Genomic DNA, 16,820 nt, shown 5'->3' with positions numbered 1-16,820 from the left:
CGGTCGATGAACACAAAACAGTCTGTTGCTCAACTCGCCGTACCGCACCGCAAGCGCCTTTCATCCACTGTGGTGGTGGCGCTGTTACTTTGTGTGGTTGCTGGCGCGGTGATAATTAATGCCGCTGATTTTCCAGCAACTGCCATTGAAACGGATCCCGGTGCAAGTGCCTTCCCTACTTTCTATGCCTGCGCTCTGATTGTGCTCGCTGTCTTACTGGTGATACGCGATCTTTTGCTGGCAAAACCAGTCCCTTGCGCCAACGCACAGGAAAAACCGGCATTAAGGAAAACGGCAACAGGAATTGCGGCAACCGCGTTTTATATTGTGGCGATGAGCTACTGCGGTTATCTCATTACTACTCCTGTTTTCCTCATCGTCATTATGACGTTGATGGGCTACAGGCGATGGGTACTCACACCGGGTATTGCGCTGCTGTTAACGGCAATCCTCTGGTTGCTGTTTGTCGAAGCGTTACAGGTGCCATTGCCTGTCGGCACATTTTTCGAATAACAGGGGCCTGCAATGTTTGAAAGTGAACTTTTAACTCAGGGGTTTTCGACATTACTCAGTAATCCTCAGGCGCTGCTGTTTGCCACGTTTGGAGTGATGCTGGGTATTATGATTGGCGCTCTGCCTGGCCTGACAGCGACCATGGGTGTGGCGATTTTGCTGCCTTTCACCTACGGCATGGAGCCTGTTTCTGGCTTATTGATGATTTGCGGTGTCTTTTTTGGTGGTGTGTATGGTGGTTCTATCACCGCAATTTTGCTCAAAATTCCCGGTACACCTGCCGCCGCTGCCACCGCCATTGACGGATATGAGCTGACGAAGCAGGGAAAAGCCGGGCTGGCATTAAGTGCCGCCACGTTCTCTTCTTTTAGCGGTGGAACGCTCAGCATTATCGTATTGATGTTTCTCTCTCCGGTACTTGCCAGTTGGGCGTTGAAATTTAGTGCCTCGGAGTCCTTCGCCCTGGCAACCTTCGGGCTAAGTATTATTGCCAGTATTTCCGGTGAGTCACTGATTAAAGGGCTGATTGCCGGGGTTGGCGGATTACTGATCGCAACGATAGGCCTCGATCCGATGGGCGGTTTTCCACGCTTTACGGGCGGGTTTGTGGAACTGATGAATGTGCCATTTATCCCGGTGATGATTGGTCTGTTTGCTGCTTCAGAAGCATTCCGCTCTATGGAGCAAAACCAGCAAATTCGTCAGGGGGCGAAGGTGGCTATCGGCAGTCTGTTACTGCCCTGGCAAACACTACGCCGCATCGCATTAACCATTTTGCGCTCATCAGGATTAGGGGTTTTTATCGGCATGATCCCCGGTGCGGGGGCAGATATTGCAGCTTTTGTTGCCTATAACGAAACTCGTCGTTTCAGTAAGACGCCTGAAAACTTTGGTAAAGGTGAGATTAAGGCGGTGGCCTCCTGTGAGGCAGGCGCGAATGGCTGCACCGGTGGCGCATTGTTACCTATGCTGACGTTGGGGATCCCAGGCGATGCGGTAACTGCCATCATGCTGGGCGCGTTAACGTTACAAGGGATGCAGCCAGGCCCACTGATGTTTACCGACCACGGCGATATGGTTTATACGCTGTTTGTCGGCATGATCTTTTGTTACTTCATGCTGCTAGTTCTTGGACTGCTCTCTTTGAAAGTCATCGGTAACGTGGTGAAGATCCCCGGCAATATTCTCACGCCGATGATCCTCGCACTTTGTGTGGTCGGGACTTATGCGTTGAACAATAGCCTGTTTGATGTTGGCATTATGCTGATTGCAGGCGTGGTGGGCTATTTCATGCAAAAAGGGGGGTATCCGGCATCACCCGTAGTGCTGGCATTGATTATGGGGCCAATGGCGGAAAGTAATTTTCGCCGTGCGCTGTCGCTTTCTGGTGGGTCATTCGACTTTCTGTATACCCGACCGATAACCCTGGCATTGCTGACACTGGCAGCCTTTACGCTACTGACGCCAATAATACGCAAAATTATGCGCTTACGGCGTCAGTAATTGATATCGCTCCCCGACGTTGGGGAGCTTTTTTTATTTCAGCAGACGACGCGCCGCTTCCACCACGATTTTCACCGCATGGCTTTCGGTTTGTTTCATCGTCTCAGCATTCGGGATCTCTTGCTGGGTACGATTGACGATAACGCCCGCCACCATACCCGCACGCAGGCCCTGGCTTGCACACATGGTCAGCAGGGTTGCAGATTCCATTTCATAGTTCATTACGCCCATCGCCTGCCACTCTTCCATAGAACCTTTAAAGTGACGGACTACACGACCAGAGTAAGTATCGTAACGTTCCTGACCTGGGTAGAAGGTATCAGAAGAAGCCGTCACACCAACGTGAGTGGTGGCACCAATTGACTTCGCCGCTTCAACCAGCGCGGTCGTACATTCGAAATCTGCGACAGCCGGGAACTCCAGCGGAGCGAAGTGCAGGCTCGCGCCATCCAGACGAACAGACGCCGTGGTCACCAGCACATCACCCACATTAATATGCGGCTGGATAGCGCCCGTTGTACCGATACGCAGGAAGGTGCGAATGCCCAGCTGTGCCAGCTCTTCAACCGCAATAGAGGTAGACGGGCCGCCGATACCGGTAGAGCAGACGATAACAGGTTTACCATCCAGCTCTGCACGCCAGGTGGTGAATTCGCGGTGAGATGCCAGCTTAACCGGCTTATCCATCAGCGCGGCGATCTTTTCCACACGATCCGGGTCGCCAGGGACGATGGCAAGCGTAGCCCCTTGTAAATCGTTTTTAGTGAGGCCGAGATGAAAAACATCAGACTTGGACATATACAACTCCTCTGTGAATCGGTTTAGTCAGAAGAAGCAAAAAGACACTTTACCGAAGGGTTTGACATTTTTTCGTGACACTCATCACCTTGATGCAAATACGTTGCATAAATTTACCCAGCAAAAGTGATGCGAATCACATAAATCACTCTTCATTCTGCATGACTGCATAAAAGATGAGCCGATTCAGGCAATGTGATTTGTTGCATGCTGACTATAGTTAACATTGCGCAACATTTTTATAAGGGTACGGAGAATACCATGGCAACAACACAACAATCTGGATTTGCACCTGCTGCATCACCTCTCGCTTCGACCATCGTTCAGACCCCGGATGACGCGATTGTAGCAGGCATCACCTCTATCCCTTCACAAGGGGATAACATGCCTGCTTACCATGCCAGACCAAAGCAGAGCGATGGCCTACTACCAGTGGTCATTGTAGTGCAGGAAATTTTTGGCGTGCATGAACATATCCGCGATATTTGTCGCCGTCTGGCACTGGAGGGGTATCTGGCTATCGCACCTGAACTTTACTTCCGCGAAGGCGATCCGAATGATTTTGCCGATATCCCTACGCTGCTTAGCGGTCTGGTAGCAAAAGTGCCTGACTCGCAGGTGCTGGCCGATCTCGATCATGTCGCCAGTTGGGCGTCACGCAACGGCGGCGATGTTCATCGCTTAATGATCACCGGATTTTGCTGGGGTGGGCGCATCACCTGGCTGTATGCTGCGCATAACCCGCAACTGAAAGCGGCGGTGGCATGGTACGGCAAACTGACAGGCGATAAGTCGCTGAATTCACCGAAACAACCTGTTGATATCGCAACCGATCTTAACGCGCCGGTTCTCGGCTTGTATGGTGGTCAGGATAACAGCATTCCGCAGGAGAGCGTTGAAACCATGCGCCAGGCGCTGCGGGCTGCTAATGCGAAAGCAGAGATTATCGTCTACCCGGATGCCGGGCATGCATTCAACGCCGATTATCACCCGAGCTATCATGCCGAATCTGCGAAAGATGGCTGGCAGCGAATGCTGGAGTGGTTTAAGCGGTATGGTGGGAAACGGAATTAGTTTCCTCTTAGTCTATATTTGAGATGGTGAGTGAACGAATGCGTTTTGCTGCCATCTCTGTCCCCCAAAAAATAATCAGTATGAATTGATTGGAGAGCACGACTCCGCTATTTGACCTTAAGAAAGTCGGCAAGTCATAGTCATAAATGAGTCTCTTCACTGGCAGACACCTTAAAGATTTACCATCAACTCCCATTCTCAAACAAACATTAATTATTATCAACACATTCACATTAATTATAAATTATCTCAGACCTTCCTGATAAAAAGATATTAAAGTGAAACATTTTGTTTTTCACATTTTAGTTCATCCCTATTAGGCGTAAATAAAGGTAAAAAATAACAATACTATTTTTCTTTCACAAAAGAATTAACAAAAGGTTTTTCAAGGATGAGTGATATTATTTACCTGACCATAACCGGAGAACAACACGGATGTATTTCCTCTCGTTGTGGAACGAGCACATCAATAGGTAATCGCTGGCAGATTGGTCATGAAGATGAAATCTTCGCGTTCTCGCTCTCTAATAGTATTACGAATACAGGAAAAGGGTCACATTTGCATGGCCTTAGTTTCTGTAAGTTGATTGACAAAAGCTCCCCGTTACTTATTAACGCTATTAACAATAACGAGCAGTTGTTCATGGAGTTTGACTTCTATCGGATCAATAGATTTGGTCGATGGGAGAAATATTACAACATTCAACTCCGCGGCGCGCTCTTATCAGCAATCAATCACCTGTTTACGGAGAACAATCTGGATACAGAAACCATCACTGTCAGTTATTAATATATACTCTCCAGGCATCTGATTGCTAATACTGAATTTAGTTATTTGGCATTTCCCGATAACTACAATCGTCTGTTTATACCACGGCCAAAAACTAAAGATGATAATGGCCTCAAAACACTCAATAGTAAAGCTGTTGGCAGACTGCTTGCTGCTGGCGGCATATACAATGGGAATATCGAAGGATTCAGGGAAACAGCAAACAAGTTGGGGGGAGATGCACCTGCTGGTTACGATCAAGTTATGGATAACAAAGGGTTACTCATCGCTGGTGCTTCAATAGTTGCTGGAGCAGTTCTGGGGAGAATGAGACTCCCTGATTTGGAATCACTTGAGCATTTCGGAGCCAGAGGAGCAGTATCAGGAAGACCATTTAATCCCGACCTTGCCGGTGGTCCAATAGAAAATCTGACGACAGATGGCGTAACAATCAACAGGGAAGGTATCGCTATTGTTGAAAAACACATAGCCAGATTTGGTCATGATGAACCGCCCCGGGTTTCCTGGAGAGTGTTTTATCTGTGAACTCAGGCTGCCAGATCATTGTTTCCGATGGAAGCATAATAAGCTTTTTCTGCTTCTGCCGGAGGAGTATGGCCCAGCCTTCCCAGCAATCGTCGATTGTTATACCAGTCCACCCACGTTAGTGTGGCCAGTTCCACTTCTGCACGGTTTTTCCAGCTCTTACGGTGTATTACCTCCGCTTTGTAAAGACCATTGATGCTCTCAGCCATCGCGTTGTCATACGAGTCGCCTGTACTCCCTGTTGATGCCAGTAATCCGGCTTCTTTTAGTCGCTCCGTATAGGCCAGTGACACATACTGAGAGCCTTTATCGCTGTGATGGATGGTGCCAGACGGACGACGGGCCCACAACGCCTGCTCCAGCGCATCCAGCACGAATGTCGTTTCCATAGACGATGAGACCCGCCACCCCACGATGTATCCGGCAAACACATCAATGATAAACGCCACATAGACGAAGCCCTGCCATGTGCTGACGTAAGTAAAATCAGCCACCCACAGCTGGTCAGGACGTTCTGCCACGAACTGACGGTTTACGCGGTCACCTGTGGCAACGGTTTTCCGGCTGACGGTAGTGCGGACCTTTTTACCCCGGAGAACACCGGCAAGTCCCATAACCGCCATGAGGCGCGCCACTGTACATCTGGCCACCCTGATTCCTTCCCGTAACAACTGACGCCAGACTTTACGCACACCGTACACCTGATGATTTTCATCGTATACGCGCTGTATCTCTCTCTTCAGCCAGTCATCGTGCTGCGCACGGGCACTGCGTTTATCCGGATGATGTCGCTGTTGCTGACAATGGTAATACGTTGACGGGGCAATATGCAGTTCGCTGCATACCGGTCCGACCCCGTACTGCTCACGCAGCTTATCCAGCAGTGGCATCATTTTTTCCAGAGGCGGTCGAACTCCGCCTTCGCAAAATAAGCGGAAGCCTGGCGAAGGATATCGTTACTGCGGCGCAGTTCACGATTTTCACGTTCCAGCTCTTTCAGACGCTGACGTTCAGCGCTGGTGAGCCCACCATCACCGCCCCCGGTATCCCGCTCATGCTGGCGAACCCAGACACGCAGAGTCTCCGGCGTACAGCCAATCTTTGGGGCAATGGAACAAATTGCCGCCCACTGTGAGTCATATTCATCCTGACTTTCCAGAACCATACGAATCGCCCGCTGACGGACTTCGGGGGAAAAACGAGTATTTTTAGTCATCCTGTTTACCTCTTTCTCAGGGAGTTTAGTCTCCAGGATTTCCGGGGCGGTTCATGACCCTGTAAATGAAGTGATGATCAATAGACTGAAAGACATTGAGAAAGGAAAAATCCCCCCAGAACAAGTAGATCTTAACTTCTATACTCATGAATGTCGGGAATATCAGCGTTACTGTAATCTTGGTTGGGAAACAGGACAACCTGATGGTGACGCAGGCTATGCACTCTGGAATCATACGCATACTGCTACTCTAGAAGATTATAAACTTAAGGGAGAACTTAATGACTTATACCACCAGGACGCACTTGACTATGATAACTGAAACTGAAATTAACGTACTGAAAGTTATGGCTGAGAAAGATATAAACTGGAACTGGATGAATCTCGATCGCACACTATCTATAAGGCAAATACCAGGATTCGGTAATGTTGTTAACATTGTTAACAAATTAGCTAACGAGGGTTTGGTTATTATTGAGGATAGCGGACATAAGTCTATGCCTCACTACCACGTTACTGAAAAGGGATACAATCTCGTGAAAAGTGAGAATAAATAACGTAGCGTTGATTACTGAACAAATCGCTCAGGATTATATTTTGCGAAAAAAATGATTCGGTTATTTCTGTGTCTGAACGGCCGCAGATAGCAAAATGGCTTCCGGTGATGGAAGCCATCAGATTATTGGCAAAGTGCGTGTTGTTCATGCCGGATGCGGCGTGAACGCCTTATCTGGCCAACTAAATCTTGAAAATTCAATAAATTGAATAAATTATGTAGGTCTGGTATCAGGCAGTTTCGCCTCTTTCATCGTACTGCAATTTACAGTGACTCGTTAATACTCATCACCCCCGACGCAAATTCTGCGCCGCCTGCACCATGTTCGCCAGTGCCGCGCGGGTTTCTGGCCAGCCGCGCGTTTTCAGACCACAGTCCGGGTTGACCCACAGACGCTCTGCCGGAATGCGTTGTGCCGCTTTCTTCAGCAGGGACTCAATCCATTCCACGCTCGGTACGTTTGGCGAGTGAATGTCATAGACGCCAGGACCGATTTCATTCGGATAATCAAACTCTTCAAACGACTCCAGCAACTCCATGTCGGAACGCGAGGTTTCGATTGTGATGACGTCAGCATCCAGCGCCGCAATCGAATCCATGATGTCGTTGAACTCGCAGTAACACATGTGAGTGTGGATTTGTGTGTCATCTTTCGCCACGGCGGCGTTGATACGGAAAGCCTCCACGCCCCACTGGAGATAGGCATCCCAGTCGCTGCGACGCAGCGGTAAACCTTCGCGCAGTGCCGGTTCATCAATCTGGATGATGCCAATTCCAGCGGCTTCCAGATCGGCCACTTCATCACGAAGCGCCAGCGCAATTTGTTTGGCGATGGTTTCACGGCTGACATCTTCACGCGGGAACGACCAGCAGAGAATGGTCACCGGGCCCGTCAGCATCCCTTTCACCGGTTTATCAGTCAGAGATTGCGCATACTTCGCCCACTCCACGGTAATCGGTGCCGGGCGGCTAACGTCACCAATAACAATCGGTGGCTTCACGCAACGGGAACCATAGCTCTGTACCCAACCGTTTTGCGTAAAGACAAACCCGTCGAGGTGCTCGCCAAAGTATTCCACCATGTCATTACGCTCGGCCTCACCATGCACCAGCACATCCAGACCCAGACGTTCCTGCTCAACAATGGCCTGCTTGATATGTTCTGCAATGCCCGTACGATAGTTGTTGGCGTCGAGATTACCCTTTTTGAAATCCAGACGCAGGGTACGGATTTCTGTGGTTTGCGGGAAAGAGCCAATCGTGGTGGTCGGCCAGGCTGGCAGTTTAAAACGCGCACGCTGGGCTTCAGCACGCACTTCATAAACGTTTGCACGCTGGCTGTCCTGGGCGGTGATCGCCGCCAGACGCTTTTCTACCGCCGGATTATGGACGCGGGTTGAGTGACGACGCGCCTGAATCGGAGCGCTCCACTCTGCCAGAGCTGCCGTGTCACCACTGTTCAACGCATCGCGCAGCAGCGCCAGTTCATGGCATTTTTGCAGGGCGAAGGCAAACCAGCTTTTCACTTCCGCATCAAGACGCGTTTCCACACTCAGGTCGATAGGGCTGTGCAGCAATGAGCAGGAAGATGCCACCCACAAATCACGTTTGCCGACAATGTCCTTAATTTGCGCATATTTCTCGGTAAGATCGGCGCGCCAGACGTTACGACCATTGATAAGACCCGCAGACAGCAGCCAGTCAGAAGGCAGACGCTTGTGCAGTTCAGCAACGTCATCTTTACCATGTACGAGATCGACATGCAGCCCCTGAACAGGCAGCGCAGTAATGGTGTCGAGGTTTGGCGTTACGCCTTCAAAATAGGTGGTCAGCAGCAGTTTCACCTGGCCCTGGAGCGAGTCGTAAGCGGGTTTATAGGCGTCCAGCCACGCCTGCGGCAGTTCCAGCACCAGTGCGGGTTCGTCGATCTGTACCCACTCAATGCCGCGTTTTGCCAGTTCTGCCAACACTTGCTGATAAACCGGCAGAATGTCGTTTAGCAGGCTCAGGCGATCAAACTGTTCACCTTTCACTTTACCCAGCCACAGGTAGGTAACCGGCCCCAGCAGCACGGGCTTGACCTTGTGGCCCAGCGCCAGCGCCTCGTCCACTTCCTCCAGCAGTTGCGTCCAGGTCAGTTTGAACTGTTGGCCTTTAACGAACTCCGGCACCATGTAGTGATAGTTGGTGTTAAACCATTTGGTCATTTCCGCTGCCGCCGCAGGTTCACCAGTCGGTGCACGTCCACGACCAATACGGAACAGGGTGTCGATATCTACCGAACCATCTTTGTTCTGGTGACGCGCCGGAACGTTACCCAGCAGCAGGCTGGTGGTCAGGACATGATCGTACCAGGCAAAATCGCCCACCGGCAGCAGGTCGATACCTGCTTGCTTTTGTTGATCCCAGTGACGGGCACGTAATTCACGCCCAACCGCCAGCAGTTCTTCACGCGTGGAGTTCCCCGCCCAATAACTCTCTTGCGCTTTTTTCAGCTCGCGACGCAGGCCAACGCGAGGGAAACCGAGGGTGTGATTCAATATTGTCATTTTTCTTCCTCTAATTATATGTAAATCCTATGGATTTTGAATTTAGGGAAGGCGGCAAGTTTATTCATCCCCGGGAGCTTACTGAAGTAAGTGACCGGGGTGAAGAAACGCAGCCAACGCACCATAAATTTAAAAGACGAAGGATTTTAGCCGTCCAGATGTTTACACATCCATAATTGGCGGTTACTGTATATTCCTCAAGCGCAAATTATTCATGCCGAAGTGAAGGACTTTCATGATCGAAGTAAAACACCTGAAAACGCTACAAGCGTTGCGGAACTGCGGCTCACTCGCAGCCGCTGCGGCGACGTTGCATCAAACGCAATCCGCCCTGTCTCACCAGTTTAGCGATCTGGAACAACGCCTTGGCTTCCGGCTATTTGTGCGTAAAAGCCAGCCGCTTCGGTTTACACCGCAGGGAGAAATCCTGTTGCAACTGGCGAATCAGGTGCTGCCGCAAATCAGCCAGGCACTGCAAGCCTGCAATGAACCGCAGCAGACGCGCCTGCGCATTGCCATTGAGTGCCATAGCTGTATTCAGTGGCTGACGCCCGCGTTAGAAAATTTCCATAAGAACTGGCCGCAGGTGGAGATGGATTTTAAATCAGGCGTAACATTTGACCCGCAGCCTGCATTGCAGCAGGGCGAGCTGGATCTGGTGATGACCTCCGATATTCTGCCGCGCAGTGGCCTGCATTATTCGCCGATGTTCGATTATGAAGTGCGTCTGGTGTTAGCGCCTGACCATCCACTGGCGGCGAAAACGCGAATCACGCCGGAAGACCTCGCCAGCGAAACGCTGTTGATTTATCCGGTGCAGCGTAGCCGACTGGATGTCTGGCGGCATTTTCTTCAGCCCGCAGGCGTTAGCCCGTCACTGAAAAGCGTCGATAACACCTTGTTGTTGATTCAGATGGTTGCCGCGCGGATGGGTATCGCTGCGCTACCGCACTGGGTGGTGGAGAGTTTTGAACGCCAGGGTCTGGTGGTCACCAAAACCCTGGGCGAAGGCTTGTGGAGCCGACTGTACGCCGCCGTGCGCGATGGCGAGCAGCGTCAGCCGATTACAGAAGCGTTTATTCGTTCAGCGCGCAATCACGCCTGCGATCATCTGCCGTTTGTGAAGAGCGCGGAGCGACCCACTTACGATGCACCCACAGTGAGGCCAGGATCACCAGCGCGCCTGTAATAAACGTTGGCCAGTGCGGCTGTTGGTGCCAGATAGCCAGGTTAACCAACAGCCCTGCCGGAACGTGCATATTATTCATAATGCCCAGCGTTCCGGCGTCCACCTGAGTCGCGCCGTAGTTCCACATAAAGTAGCCAATACCGGAAGCCACCACGCCAAGAAACACCAGAATGCCCCATTGCAGCGTGGTTTGCGGCATTTTCTGCGCATTTCCCAGCAAGAACCATGCAATCACCGCCACCAGGAACGCGCCAAGATAGAACCACGCAAAGGCGTTATGCTGCGGCATCGGGCGAGTTTCCATCAGGCGTTTGTAACCCACCATGCCGATGGCAAAAGTGATATTGGAGAGTTGCACCAGCAGCAGGCCAGTCCAGAAGTGGTCGGTGACCTGATCATAGCGAATAATCCCGGCACCAATCACCGCCAACAAGGCGCTAAAAGCATAACCCCAGCGCAGACGGCGCTTACTCATGATGTCATAAATCAGCGTGATGTAGAGCGGCGTCAGTACGGTGAACAGCAACAGTTCGGAGACCGTCAGGTAGAGATAGGCGCGAAAACTCAGCATATACATCACGCCAAGCTGCATCGCGCCCACCAGCATATACAGACCGACCGTTTTCAGGCTATTGCCACGGGTACGCAGAAACGGCAGAAACACGAGTGCCGCCAGGCCAACGCGCACCAGCACTGCAAAATAGCTATCGACGTGCCCCGCAAGGTACTCGCCATAAAAGCTAAAGGAGAAGGCCCACAGAATCGTGGTGATGATAAGTAGCGCCACAATGGAAAACTCTTTGATTAACGAGTATCCATTGTAGCGAAGTATCAGGTTGACAACTGACCAAATAAAGAACGATTACGATAAATAGAGCTTACGCAGATAATGCGGCACTGCATCCTCGGCGTTAGTACCAATCACTTCCAGCTCCGGATGCAGATCTTTCAGACGCTGGTGCGCACTGCCCATAATGCAGCCTTTACCTGCCATCGACAGCATTTCGGCGTCGTTCATCCCGTCACCAAAGGCAATACAATCTTTCAGACTGTAGCCCAGTTTCTTCGCCACCGCTTCCAGGGCATGGCCTTTTGAAACGCCGCCCGCCATCACTTCCAGACAAGTTAGGGTAGAGAAACTGACGTTGACGCGATCGCCCCAACGAGCGTTGATTGCCTGCTCCAGCGGCAGCAGTTGTTCATGAGAATCACAGGTGAAGAACACTTTGCTGACGCCTTCCGGATCCAGTAATCCTGGCTCATACAGCGCATATTTGAACACCGCTTCTTTAAAAAAGCGCATCTCTTCCGGGCGGTGGCGATTCATAAACCATTCGTCGTCGCGATAAACGTTAGTAATGATGTCCGGGTTGTCGTTGACCACGCCAAACAGATCGCTGGCAATGTCGCGATCCAGGTTATGAGCAAAAATCAGATTGCCATCCAGATCGTGAACACGCGCGCCATTGGAGGTAATCATGTAAGACTTAATCTCCAGATTATCGCGAATTTGCCCCACATCAACGTGGTGACGACCGGTCGCAAACACAAAGTTGATGCCGCGCGCGGTGAGCAACTTCAGAGTTTCTTTGGCGTAAGGGGATAACGTATGGTCGGGAGAAAGTAACGTGCCATCTAAATCAGACGCAACAACCTGGTACATAAGAAATTTAAACCTCTGTAGAGCGGTTTCCGCTGGGTGAGTTATGCCTGTTGAAAAAATCAACAATGGCGTGGAGCGCGACTGAGCGCATTGCGTCCTTTTCAAAAAGGATCTCATGGTACGCACCTTTAATTACCAGCGGTCGTCCCCCTTCGACAGGATGGCCCGCAGCGGTGCGGAGTTCACAAAAACGGTCGTGCATGCGGTTATCCACCACGCGTTCCTCTTCAGCCTGCAAGAGAAGCGTTGGCGTGGCGTCATCACCCGCACCGGCTAACACCTGTTCGCCAGCCAGAATACTTTCGCGTACCCAATGGTAGGTCGGCCCACCGACGCGAATCGTTGGGTCATCAGCATAAAAGCGTAAGTTACGTCGATATCGCTGTCTGCTGTGGGTCAGTACGTTGATAGCAAACGGCAACGCGCGCCAGCGCCCGGTGCCTATTGCATAGCCATCACGGAAACGTGGATGTGCTTCGGCCCAGTTAAGGATCTGCCGCGCCATAAATGACGGCATACGAATCACGATCCCAAACATTGGTGCAGTTAGCGCAATGGCGTCACATACACCTGGATGGCGTTGCAGAAATAACGTGGAGATCGCACCGCCCATCGAATGTGCCAGTATATAGCGCTTACGCCACGGACCGGGCTGGACCTCCTGTTGCCAGAATGCCGCCAGATCATCAACATAATCATTAAAGCGATTAACATGCCCAAGATGCGGATCGGCTAACAGGCGACCGGAACGTCCCTGCCCGCGATGGTCGATGATTAAGACATCAAACCCCAAATGGAACAGGTCGTAGGCCAGTTCCGCATATTTTACGTAGCTCTCAATACGCCCCGGGCAGATGACTATCACCCGGTCATGGTGCTGCGCACGAAAACGGACAAAGCGCACCGGAATGTCATCCACACCAGTAAATTCTGCTTCATCACGCTGACGCCAGAAATCAGTCAGCGGTCCCATGGTAAAAGCAGCAAACGCGTTTTCTCTTGTTTCCCAGTCTTTTTGCTGCTGAAACATCGGGTAATCTGCCTCTTAAACCACGTAAAATCGTTTTTTTAAGCGTGTCTGACACAACGCTGCGACAGTAGCGTATTGTGGCACAAAAATAGACACACCGGGAGTTCATCATGACCTTAGAATGGTGGTTTGCCTACCTGCTAACATCAATCATTTTAAGCCTGTCGCCAGGCTCTGGTGCAATCAACACCATGACCACCTCGCTCAACCACGGTTATCGTGGTGCGATGGCGTCTATTGCTGGGCTTCAGACCGGACTGGCGATTCATATTGTGCTGGTTGGTGTGGGGTTGGGTACGCTATTCTCCCGCTCAGTGATTGCGTTTGAAGTGTTGAAGTGGGCAGGAGCAGCTTATTTGATTTGGCTGGGTATCCAGCAGTGGCGTGCTGCTGGCGCAATTGATCTTAAATCGCTGGCCTCTACTCAATCGCGCCGACATTTGTTCCAGCGCGCAGTTTTTGTGAATCTCACCAATCCCAAAAGTATTGTGTTTCTGGCGGCGTTATTTCCGCAATTCATCATGCCGCAACAGCCACAACTGATGCAGTATATCGTGCTCGGCGTCACCACTATTGTGGTCGATATTATTGTGATGATCGGTTACGCCACCCTCGCCCAACGGATCGCATTATGGATAAAAGGGCCAAAACAGATGAAGGCATTGAATAAGATTTTTGGCTCGCTGTTTATGCTGGTAGGAGCGTTGTTGGCATCGGCGAGGCATGCGTGAAAAATAATGTCGGATGCGGCGTAAACGCCTTATCCGACTTACTCTGATGAAGCGTTTGGCATCAACGAGAAATAATCAAATGAATGCCAAATCCGGCAAATAACGCCCCGGCAAAACCATCAATCCACTTCGCCAGACGTTGATAACCACGGCGCATTTGCGGTAGAGCAAACAGGCTGGCAACGACGGTAAACCACGCCAGTGTTTCGATAATAATCAACGCGAAAATGCCCCAGCGCTCAGTGGTGCCGACGTTATCGCCGACAAACAGCGAGAATACCGAACCAAAGTAGATAATCGCTTTCGGATTGGCGAGATTGGTCAGTAAGCCTTTCAGGAAACTGCGCCCGCTTTTTGCCAGTTCTACCTGTGGCGCAGGCGCAGAAACGACCTCTTTTTTCAGTGCGCTACGCAGCATCTGATAACCCATCCAGCAGAGATACAGGCCACCGCCCACCATAATCAGCGTATGCAGCCAGGCCATTTTTTCGATAATTAAATGCAGGCCAAGCAACGCGATCCCTGCCCAGACCATTACGCCGCAGGTAATGCCCAGCACGCCCATCATCGCTTCTTTGCGCGAACGGCTAACGGCAGTCTGGGAGACAAAAAAGAAATCGGGACCGGGGCTCATAAGCGCCACGATATGAACCATGGCGACGGTGAGGAATAACATCAACATACAATTGACTCGCGGGGAAATCGTTTACGGAGTCTTCATCCTGGCACTTTTTTATGCTGCTGACTACTCTTCGTCATCGCCATCGACATGCGCACGAATCAGCGCCATAAACGGTTTGCCAAAGCGTTCCAGCTTGCGCATCCCAACGCCGTTAACGCTGAGCATTTCGCTGGCGGTGATTGGCATCTGTTCCGCCATCTCAATCAAGGTCGCGTCGTTAAACACCACATACGGCGGGACATTGCTTTCATCGGCAATCGATTTACGCAGTTTGCGTAATTTGGCGAACAGTTTGCGATCGTAATTGCCACCGAAAGATTTCTGCATTGCTTTCGGTTTAAGCGCCACAATACGCGGCACGGCAAGTTGCAAAGAGGATTCGCCGCGCAGCACCGGGCGCGCAGCCTCTGTCAGTTGTAGGGCAGAATGCTGGGCAATATTTTGCGTCACAAGGCCGAGGTGAATCAGCTGGCGGATCACGCTGACCCAATGTTCATGGCTTTTATCACGGCCCATGCCGTAGACTTTCAGTTTGTCATGACCATAGTCGCGGATTCGCTGGTTATTCGCACCGCGAATCACTTCCACTACATAGCCCATACCAAAACGCTGATTCACACGACCAATGGTGGAAAGCGCAATCTGCGCATCGGTTGAACCATCGTACTGTTTTGGCGGATCGAGACAGATATCGCAGTTCCCGCACGGCTCCTGCCGCCCTTCGCCAAAGTAATTCAGCAGCACCAGACGACGACAGGTTTGCGCCTCAGCAAACGCGCCCATCGCATTGAGTTTATGACGTTCGATATCCTGCAACTGCCCCTGCGGTTTTTCTTCCAGGCAACGGCGCAGCCACGCCATATCGGCCGGATCGTAAAACAGCATCGCTTCCGCGGGCAGGCCATCACGCCCGGCGCGACCGGTTTCCTGATAATAGGATTCGATATTGCGTGGAATATCAAAGTGAACCACGAAGCGGACGTTAGGCTTGTTGATGCCCATGCCGAACGCTACCGTCGCCACCACAATTTGCAGGTCATCGCGCTGGAATTTTTCCTGCACGTCCGCACGGACATCGTTTTCAAGCCCGGCGTGATAAGCCGCTGCGCTGATACCCTTGCTTTGCAGACGCGCGGCGGTGTCTTCTACTTTCGCACGACTATTACAGTAAATAATCCCCGACTTACCGCGTTGTTCCTGCACGTAGCGCATCAACTGATCGAGCGGTTTGAATTTCTCCATCAGCATGTAGCGAATGTTCGGGCGATCAAAACTGCTGATTTGAATCAGCGGATCGTTCAGCCCCAGCAGGCGCACGATATCCTGCCGCGTGGTGTCGTCGGCGGTGGCGGTTAGCGCCATAAACGGCAGAGTAGGAAAACGCTGACGCAGCTGACCGAGCGCGGCGTATTCCGGGCGGAAATCGTGCCCCCATTGGGAGATACAGTGCGCTTCATCAACGGCTAATAACACTGGATTCCAGTGCGCCAGATGCTCAAGGAAGTTATCCAGCATCAGGCGTTCCGGCGCGATATACAGCAGGCGGATTTGCCCGGTGCGGCAGCCTGTCATTACTTCAAGCTGCTGCTCGCGGGTTTGCGTCGAGTTAAGGCACGCCGCCGCCACGCCGTTGGCCTGTAGCTGATCCACCTGATCTTTCATCAACGAAATCAGTGGTGAAACAACCACGGTAAGATCGTTTAGTAGTAAGGCAGGGATTTGATAGCAAAGGGATTTTCCGCCACCAGTGGGCATGACGACCAGGCAATCGCGACCGGAAAGTACGGTGTCGATAATCTCTTCCTGGCCGGGGCGAAACTGTTGGTAGCCAAAGGTTTCTTGTAAAACCTGTTTAGCCCCGGACTCCAGATTCAACACTTCCGCCTGCGCCACATTAACCCCGATTGCCTGAAATAAAAACAGGCGCTATTTTCAGCGCCTGCGCGAGAAACTGCAATGCTTTTAGTCTCTGAGAGGGTAATCCTGGATGCTGGATTCCAG

General features: G+C 51.3%; 15 protein-coding genes, 1 pseudogene and 1 other annotated feature. Of the genes and pseudogenes, 8 read left to right on the top strand and 8 right to left on the bottom strand.

The annotated features are described in order from the left end of the window. The first annotated feature begins 6 nt into the window (after window positions 1–6). Window positions 7–513: a tripartite tricarboxylate transporter TctB family protein gene (locus tag QUF14_RS23365; RefSeq protein ID WP_001093398.1), complete on the top strand. Its 507-nt coding sequence runs from the start codon at window positions 7–9 to the stop codon at window positions 511–513. Between the two features lie 12 nt (window positions 514–525). Continuing rightward, window positions 526–2,016, top strand: a complete 1,491-nt coding sequence (locus tag QUF14_RS23360) for a tripartite tricarboxylate transporter permease (protein WP_000463034.1) — start codon at window positions 526–528, stop codon at window positions 2,014–2,016. A gap of 33 nt (window positions 2,017–2,049) precedes the next feature. On the opposite strand, the gene udp is transcribed toward QUF14_RS23360, so the two are convergent. Then, window positions 2,050–2,814: a uridine phosphorylase gene (gene udp / locus QUF14_RS23355; RefSeq protein WP_000045178.1), complete on the bottom strand. Its 765-nt coding sequence runs from the start codon at window positions 2,812–2,814 to the stop codon at window positions 2,050–2,052. A gap of 261 nt (window positions 2,815–3,075) precedes the next feature. Here udp and QUF14_RS23350 point away from each other — a divergent pair, with 261 nt between their 5' ends. After that, on the top strand, window positions 3,076–3,888 hold the full coding sequence (locus QUF14_RS23350; RefSeq protein WP_286333097.1) for a dienelactone hydrolase family protein: 813 nt from the start codon (window positions 3,076–3,078) through the stop codon (window positions 3,886–3,888). 391 nt (window positions 3,889–4,279) lie between these two features. Further along, a pseudogene (gene tssD / locus QUF14_RS23345) lies at window positions 4,280–5,164 on the top strand (type VI secretion system tube protein TssD); the annotation flags it as partial. A 41-nt stretch (window positions 5,165–5,205) separates the two neighbouring features. Here the strand turns inward: tssD and QUF14_RS23340 are convergent. Next, window positions 5,206–6,419 (bottom strand): IS3 family transposase gene (locus QUF14_RS23340; RefSeq protein WP_371829233.1). Its coding sequence is split into 2 segments (ribosomal slippage): window positions 5,206–6,131 and window positions 6,131–6,419, totalling 1,215 coding nucleotides; the frame shifts between segments, so codons are not numbered across the junction. Further along, window positions 6,022–6,138: a sequence feature (AL1L pseudoknot), on the bottom strand. (Overlaps the previous gene by 117 nt.) A gap of 73 nt (window positions 6,420–6,492) precedes the next feature. Here QUF14_RS23340 and QUF14_RS23335 point away from each other — a divergent pair. Both QUF14_RS23335 and QUF14_RS23330 read left to right on the top strand, forming a co-directional pair. Beyond that, a complete protein-coding gene (locus tag QUF14_RS23335) occupies window positions 6,493–6,741 on the top strand; it encodes a hypothetical protein (protein WP_000610521.1) in 249 nt (82 codons plus the stop codon). Continuing rightward, window positions 6,731–6,976, top strand: a complete 246-nt coding sequence (locus QUF14_RS23330; RefSeq protein ID WP_000627422.1) for a hypothetical protein — start codon at window positions 6,731–6,733, stop codon at window positions 6,974–6,976. Before QUF14_RS23335 ends, QUF14_RS23330 begins: the two co-directional genes overlap by 11 nt. A 286-nt stretch (window positions 6,977–7,262) precedes the next feature. Here QUF14_RS23330 and metE read toward each other — a convergent pair whose 3' ends face one another. Beyond that, entirely contained in the window at window positions 7,263–9,524 is a 2,262-nt protein-coding gene (metE, locus tag QUF14_RS23325) for a 5-methyltetrahydropteroyltriglutamate--homocysteine S-methyltransferase (protein ID WP_000153921.1), read from the bottom strand. A 235-nt stretch (window positions 9,525–9,759) separates the two neighbouring features. On the opposite strand from metE, the gene metR reads away from it, so the two are divergent. Continuing rightward, window positions 9,760–10,713 (top strand): HTH-type transcriptional regulator MetR, encoded by a 954-nt coding sequence (metR, locus tag QUF14_RS23320; RefSeq protein WP_000573618.1) that lies wholly within the window; start codon window positions 9,760–9,762, stop codon window positions 10,711–10,713. Here metR and bioP read toward each other — a convergent pair. From bioP to pldB, 3 genes are all read right to left on the bottom strand, one after another. Beyond that, window positions 10,601–11,500 carry a biotin transporter gene (bioP, locus tag QUF14_RS23315; RefSeq protein ID WP_001196237.1) on the bottom strand — a complete coding sequence of 300 codons (900 nt, stop codon included), beginning with the start codon at window positions 11,498–11,500 and terminating at the stop codon, window positions 10,601–10,603. The two genes, metR and bioP, sit on opposite strands and share 113 nt — an antisense overlap. 75 nt (window positions 11,501–11,575) lie before the next feature. Further along, window positions 11,576–12,376 carry a sugar/pyridoxal phosphate phosphatase YigL gene (gene yigL, locus QUF14_RS23310; protein ID WP_000285347.1) on the bottom strand — a complete coding sequence of 267 codons (801 nt, stop codon included), beginning with the start codon at window positions 12,374–12,376 and terminating at the stop codon, window positions 11,576–11,578. A gap of 7 nt (window positions 12,377–12,383) precedes the next feature. Beyond that, window positions 12,384–13,406: a lysophospholipase L2 gene (gene pldB / locus QUF14_RS23305; protein ID WP_000487644.1), complete on the bottom strand. Its 1,023-nt coding sequence runs from the start codon at window positions 13,404–13,406 to the stop codon at window positions 12,384–12,386. A gap of 110 nt (window positions 13,407–13,516) precedes the next feature. On the opposite strand from pldB, the gene rhtB reads away from it, so the two are divergent. Further along, window positions 13,517–14,137, top strand: coding sequence for a homoserine/homoserine lactone efflux protein (rhtB, locus tag QUF14_RS23300; protein WP_000171696.1), 621 nt, complete (start codon window positions 13,517–13,519; stop codon window positions 14,135–14,137). Between the two features lie 61 nt (window positions 14,138–14,198). On the opposite strand, the gene rhtC is transcribed toward rhtB, so the two are convergent. Together rhtC and recQ are read right to left on the bottom strand one after the other, a co-directional pair. Continuing rightward, entirely contained in the window at window positions 14,199–14,819 is a 621-nt protein-coding gene (rhtC, locus tag QUF14_RS23295; protein ID WP_000928844.1) for a threonine export protein RhtC, read from the bottom strand. 63 nt (window positions 14,820–14,882) lie between these two features. Further along, window positions 14,883–16,712, bottom strand: a complete 1,830-nt coding sequence (gene recQ, locus QUF14_RS23290) for an ATP-dependent DNA helicase RecQ (RefSeq protein WP_100733796.1) — start codon at window positions 16,710–16,712, stop codon at window positions 14,883–14,885. Window positions 16,713–16,820 lie beyond the last annotated feature (108 nt).

The sequence above is a fragment of the Escherichia sp. HH091_1A genome (assembly GCF_030295175.1).
GTDB lineage: Bacteria > Pseudomonadota > Gammaproteobacteria > Enterobacterales > Enterobacteriaceae > Escherichia > Escherichia coli_F.
The sequence above is the reverse complement of the archived record's forward strand: the minus strand, read 5'-3'. Positions and strand labels throughout refer to the sequence as shown.

Coding starts and splice junctions, on each gene's coding strand:
- rhtB (WP_000171696.1), top strand. CDS start 13,517: ATGACCTTAGAATGGTGGTTTGCCTACCTGCTAACATCAATCATTTTA.
- rhtC (WP_000928844.1), bottom strand. CDS start 14,819: ATGTTGATGTTATTCCTCACCGTCGCCATGGTTCATATCGTGGCGCTT.
- QUF14_RS23330 (WP_000627422.1), top strand. CDS start 6,731: ATGATAACTGAAACTGAAATTAACGTACTGAAAGTTATGGCTGAGAAA.
- QUF14_RS23360 (WP_000463034.1), top strand. CDS start 526: ATGTTTGAAAGTGAACTTTTAACTCAGGGGTTTTCGACATTACTCAGT.
- pldB (WP_000487644.1), bottom strand. CDS start 13,406: ATGTTTCAGCAGCAAAAAGACTGGGAAACAAGAGAAAACGCGTTTGCT.
- QUF14_RS23350 (WP_286333097.1), top strand. CDS start 3,076: ATGGCAACAACACAACAATCTGGATTTGCACCTGCTGCATCACCTCTC.
- QUF14_RS23335 (WP_000610521.1), top strand. CDS start 6,493: ATGATCAATAGACTGAAAGACATTGAGAAAGGAAAAATCCCCCCAGAA.
- udp (WP_000045178.1), bottom strand. CDS start 2,814: ATGTCCAAGTCTGATGTTTTTCATCTCGGCCTCACTAAAAACGATTTA.
- metR (WP_000573618.1), top strand. CDS start 9,760: ATGATCGAAGTAAAACACCTGAAAACGCTACAAGCGTTGCGGAACTGC.
- yigL (WP_000285347.1), bottom strand. CDS start 12,376: ATGTACCAGGTTGTTGCGTCTGATTTAGATGGCACGTTACTTTCTCCC.
- QUF14_RS23365 (WP_001093398.1), top strand. CDS start 7: ATGAACACAAAACAGTCTGTTGCTCAACTCGCCGTACCGCACCGCAAG.
- metE (WP_000153921.1), bottom strand. CDS start 9,524: ATGACAATATTGAATCACACCCTCGGTTTCCCTCGCGTTGGCCTGCGT.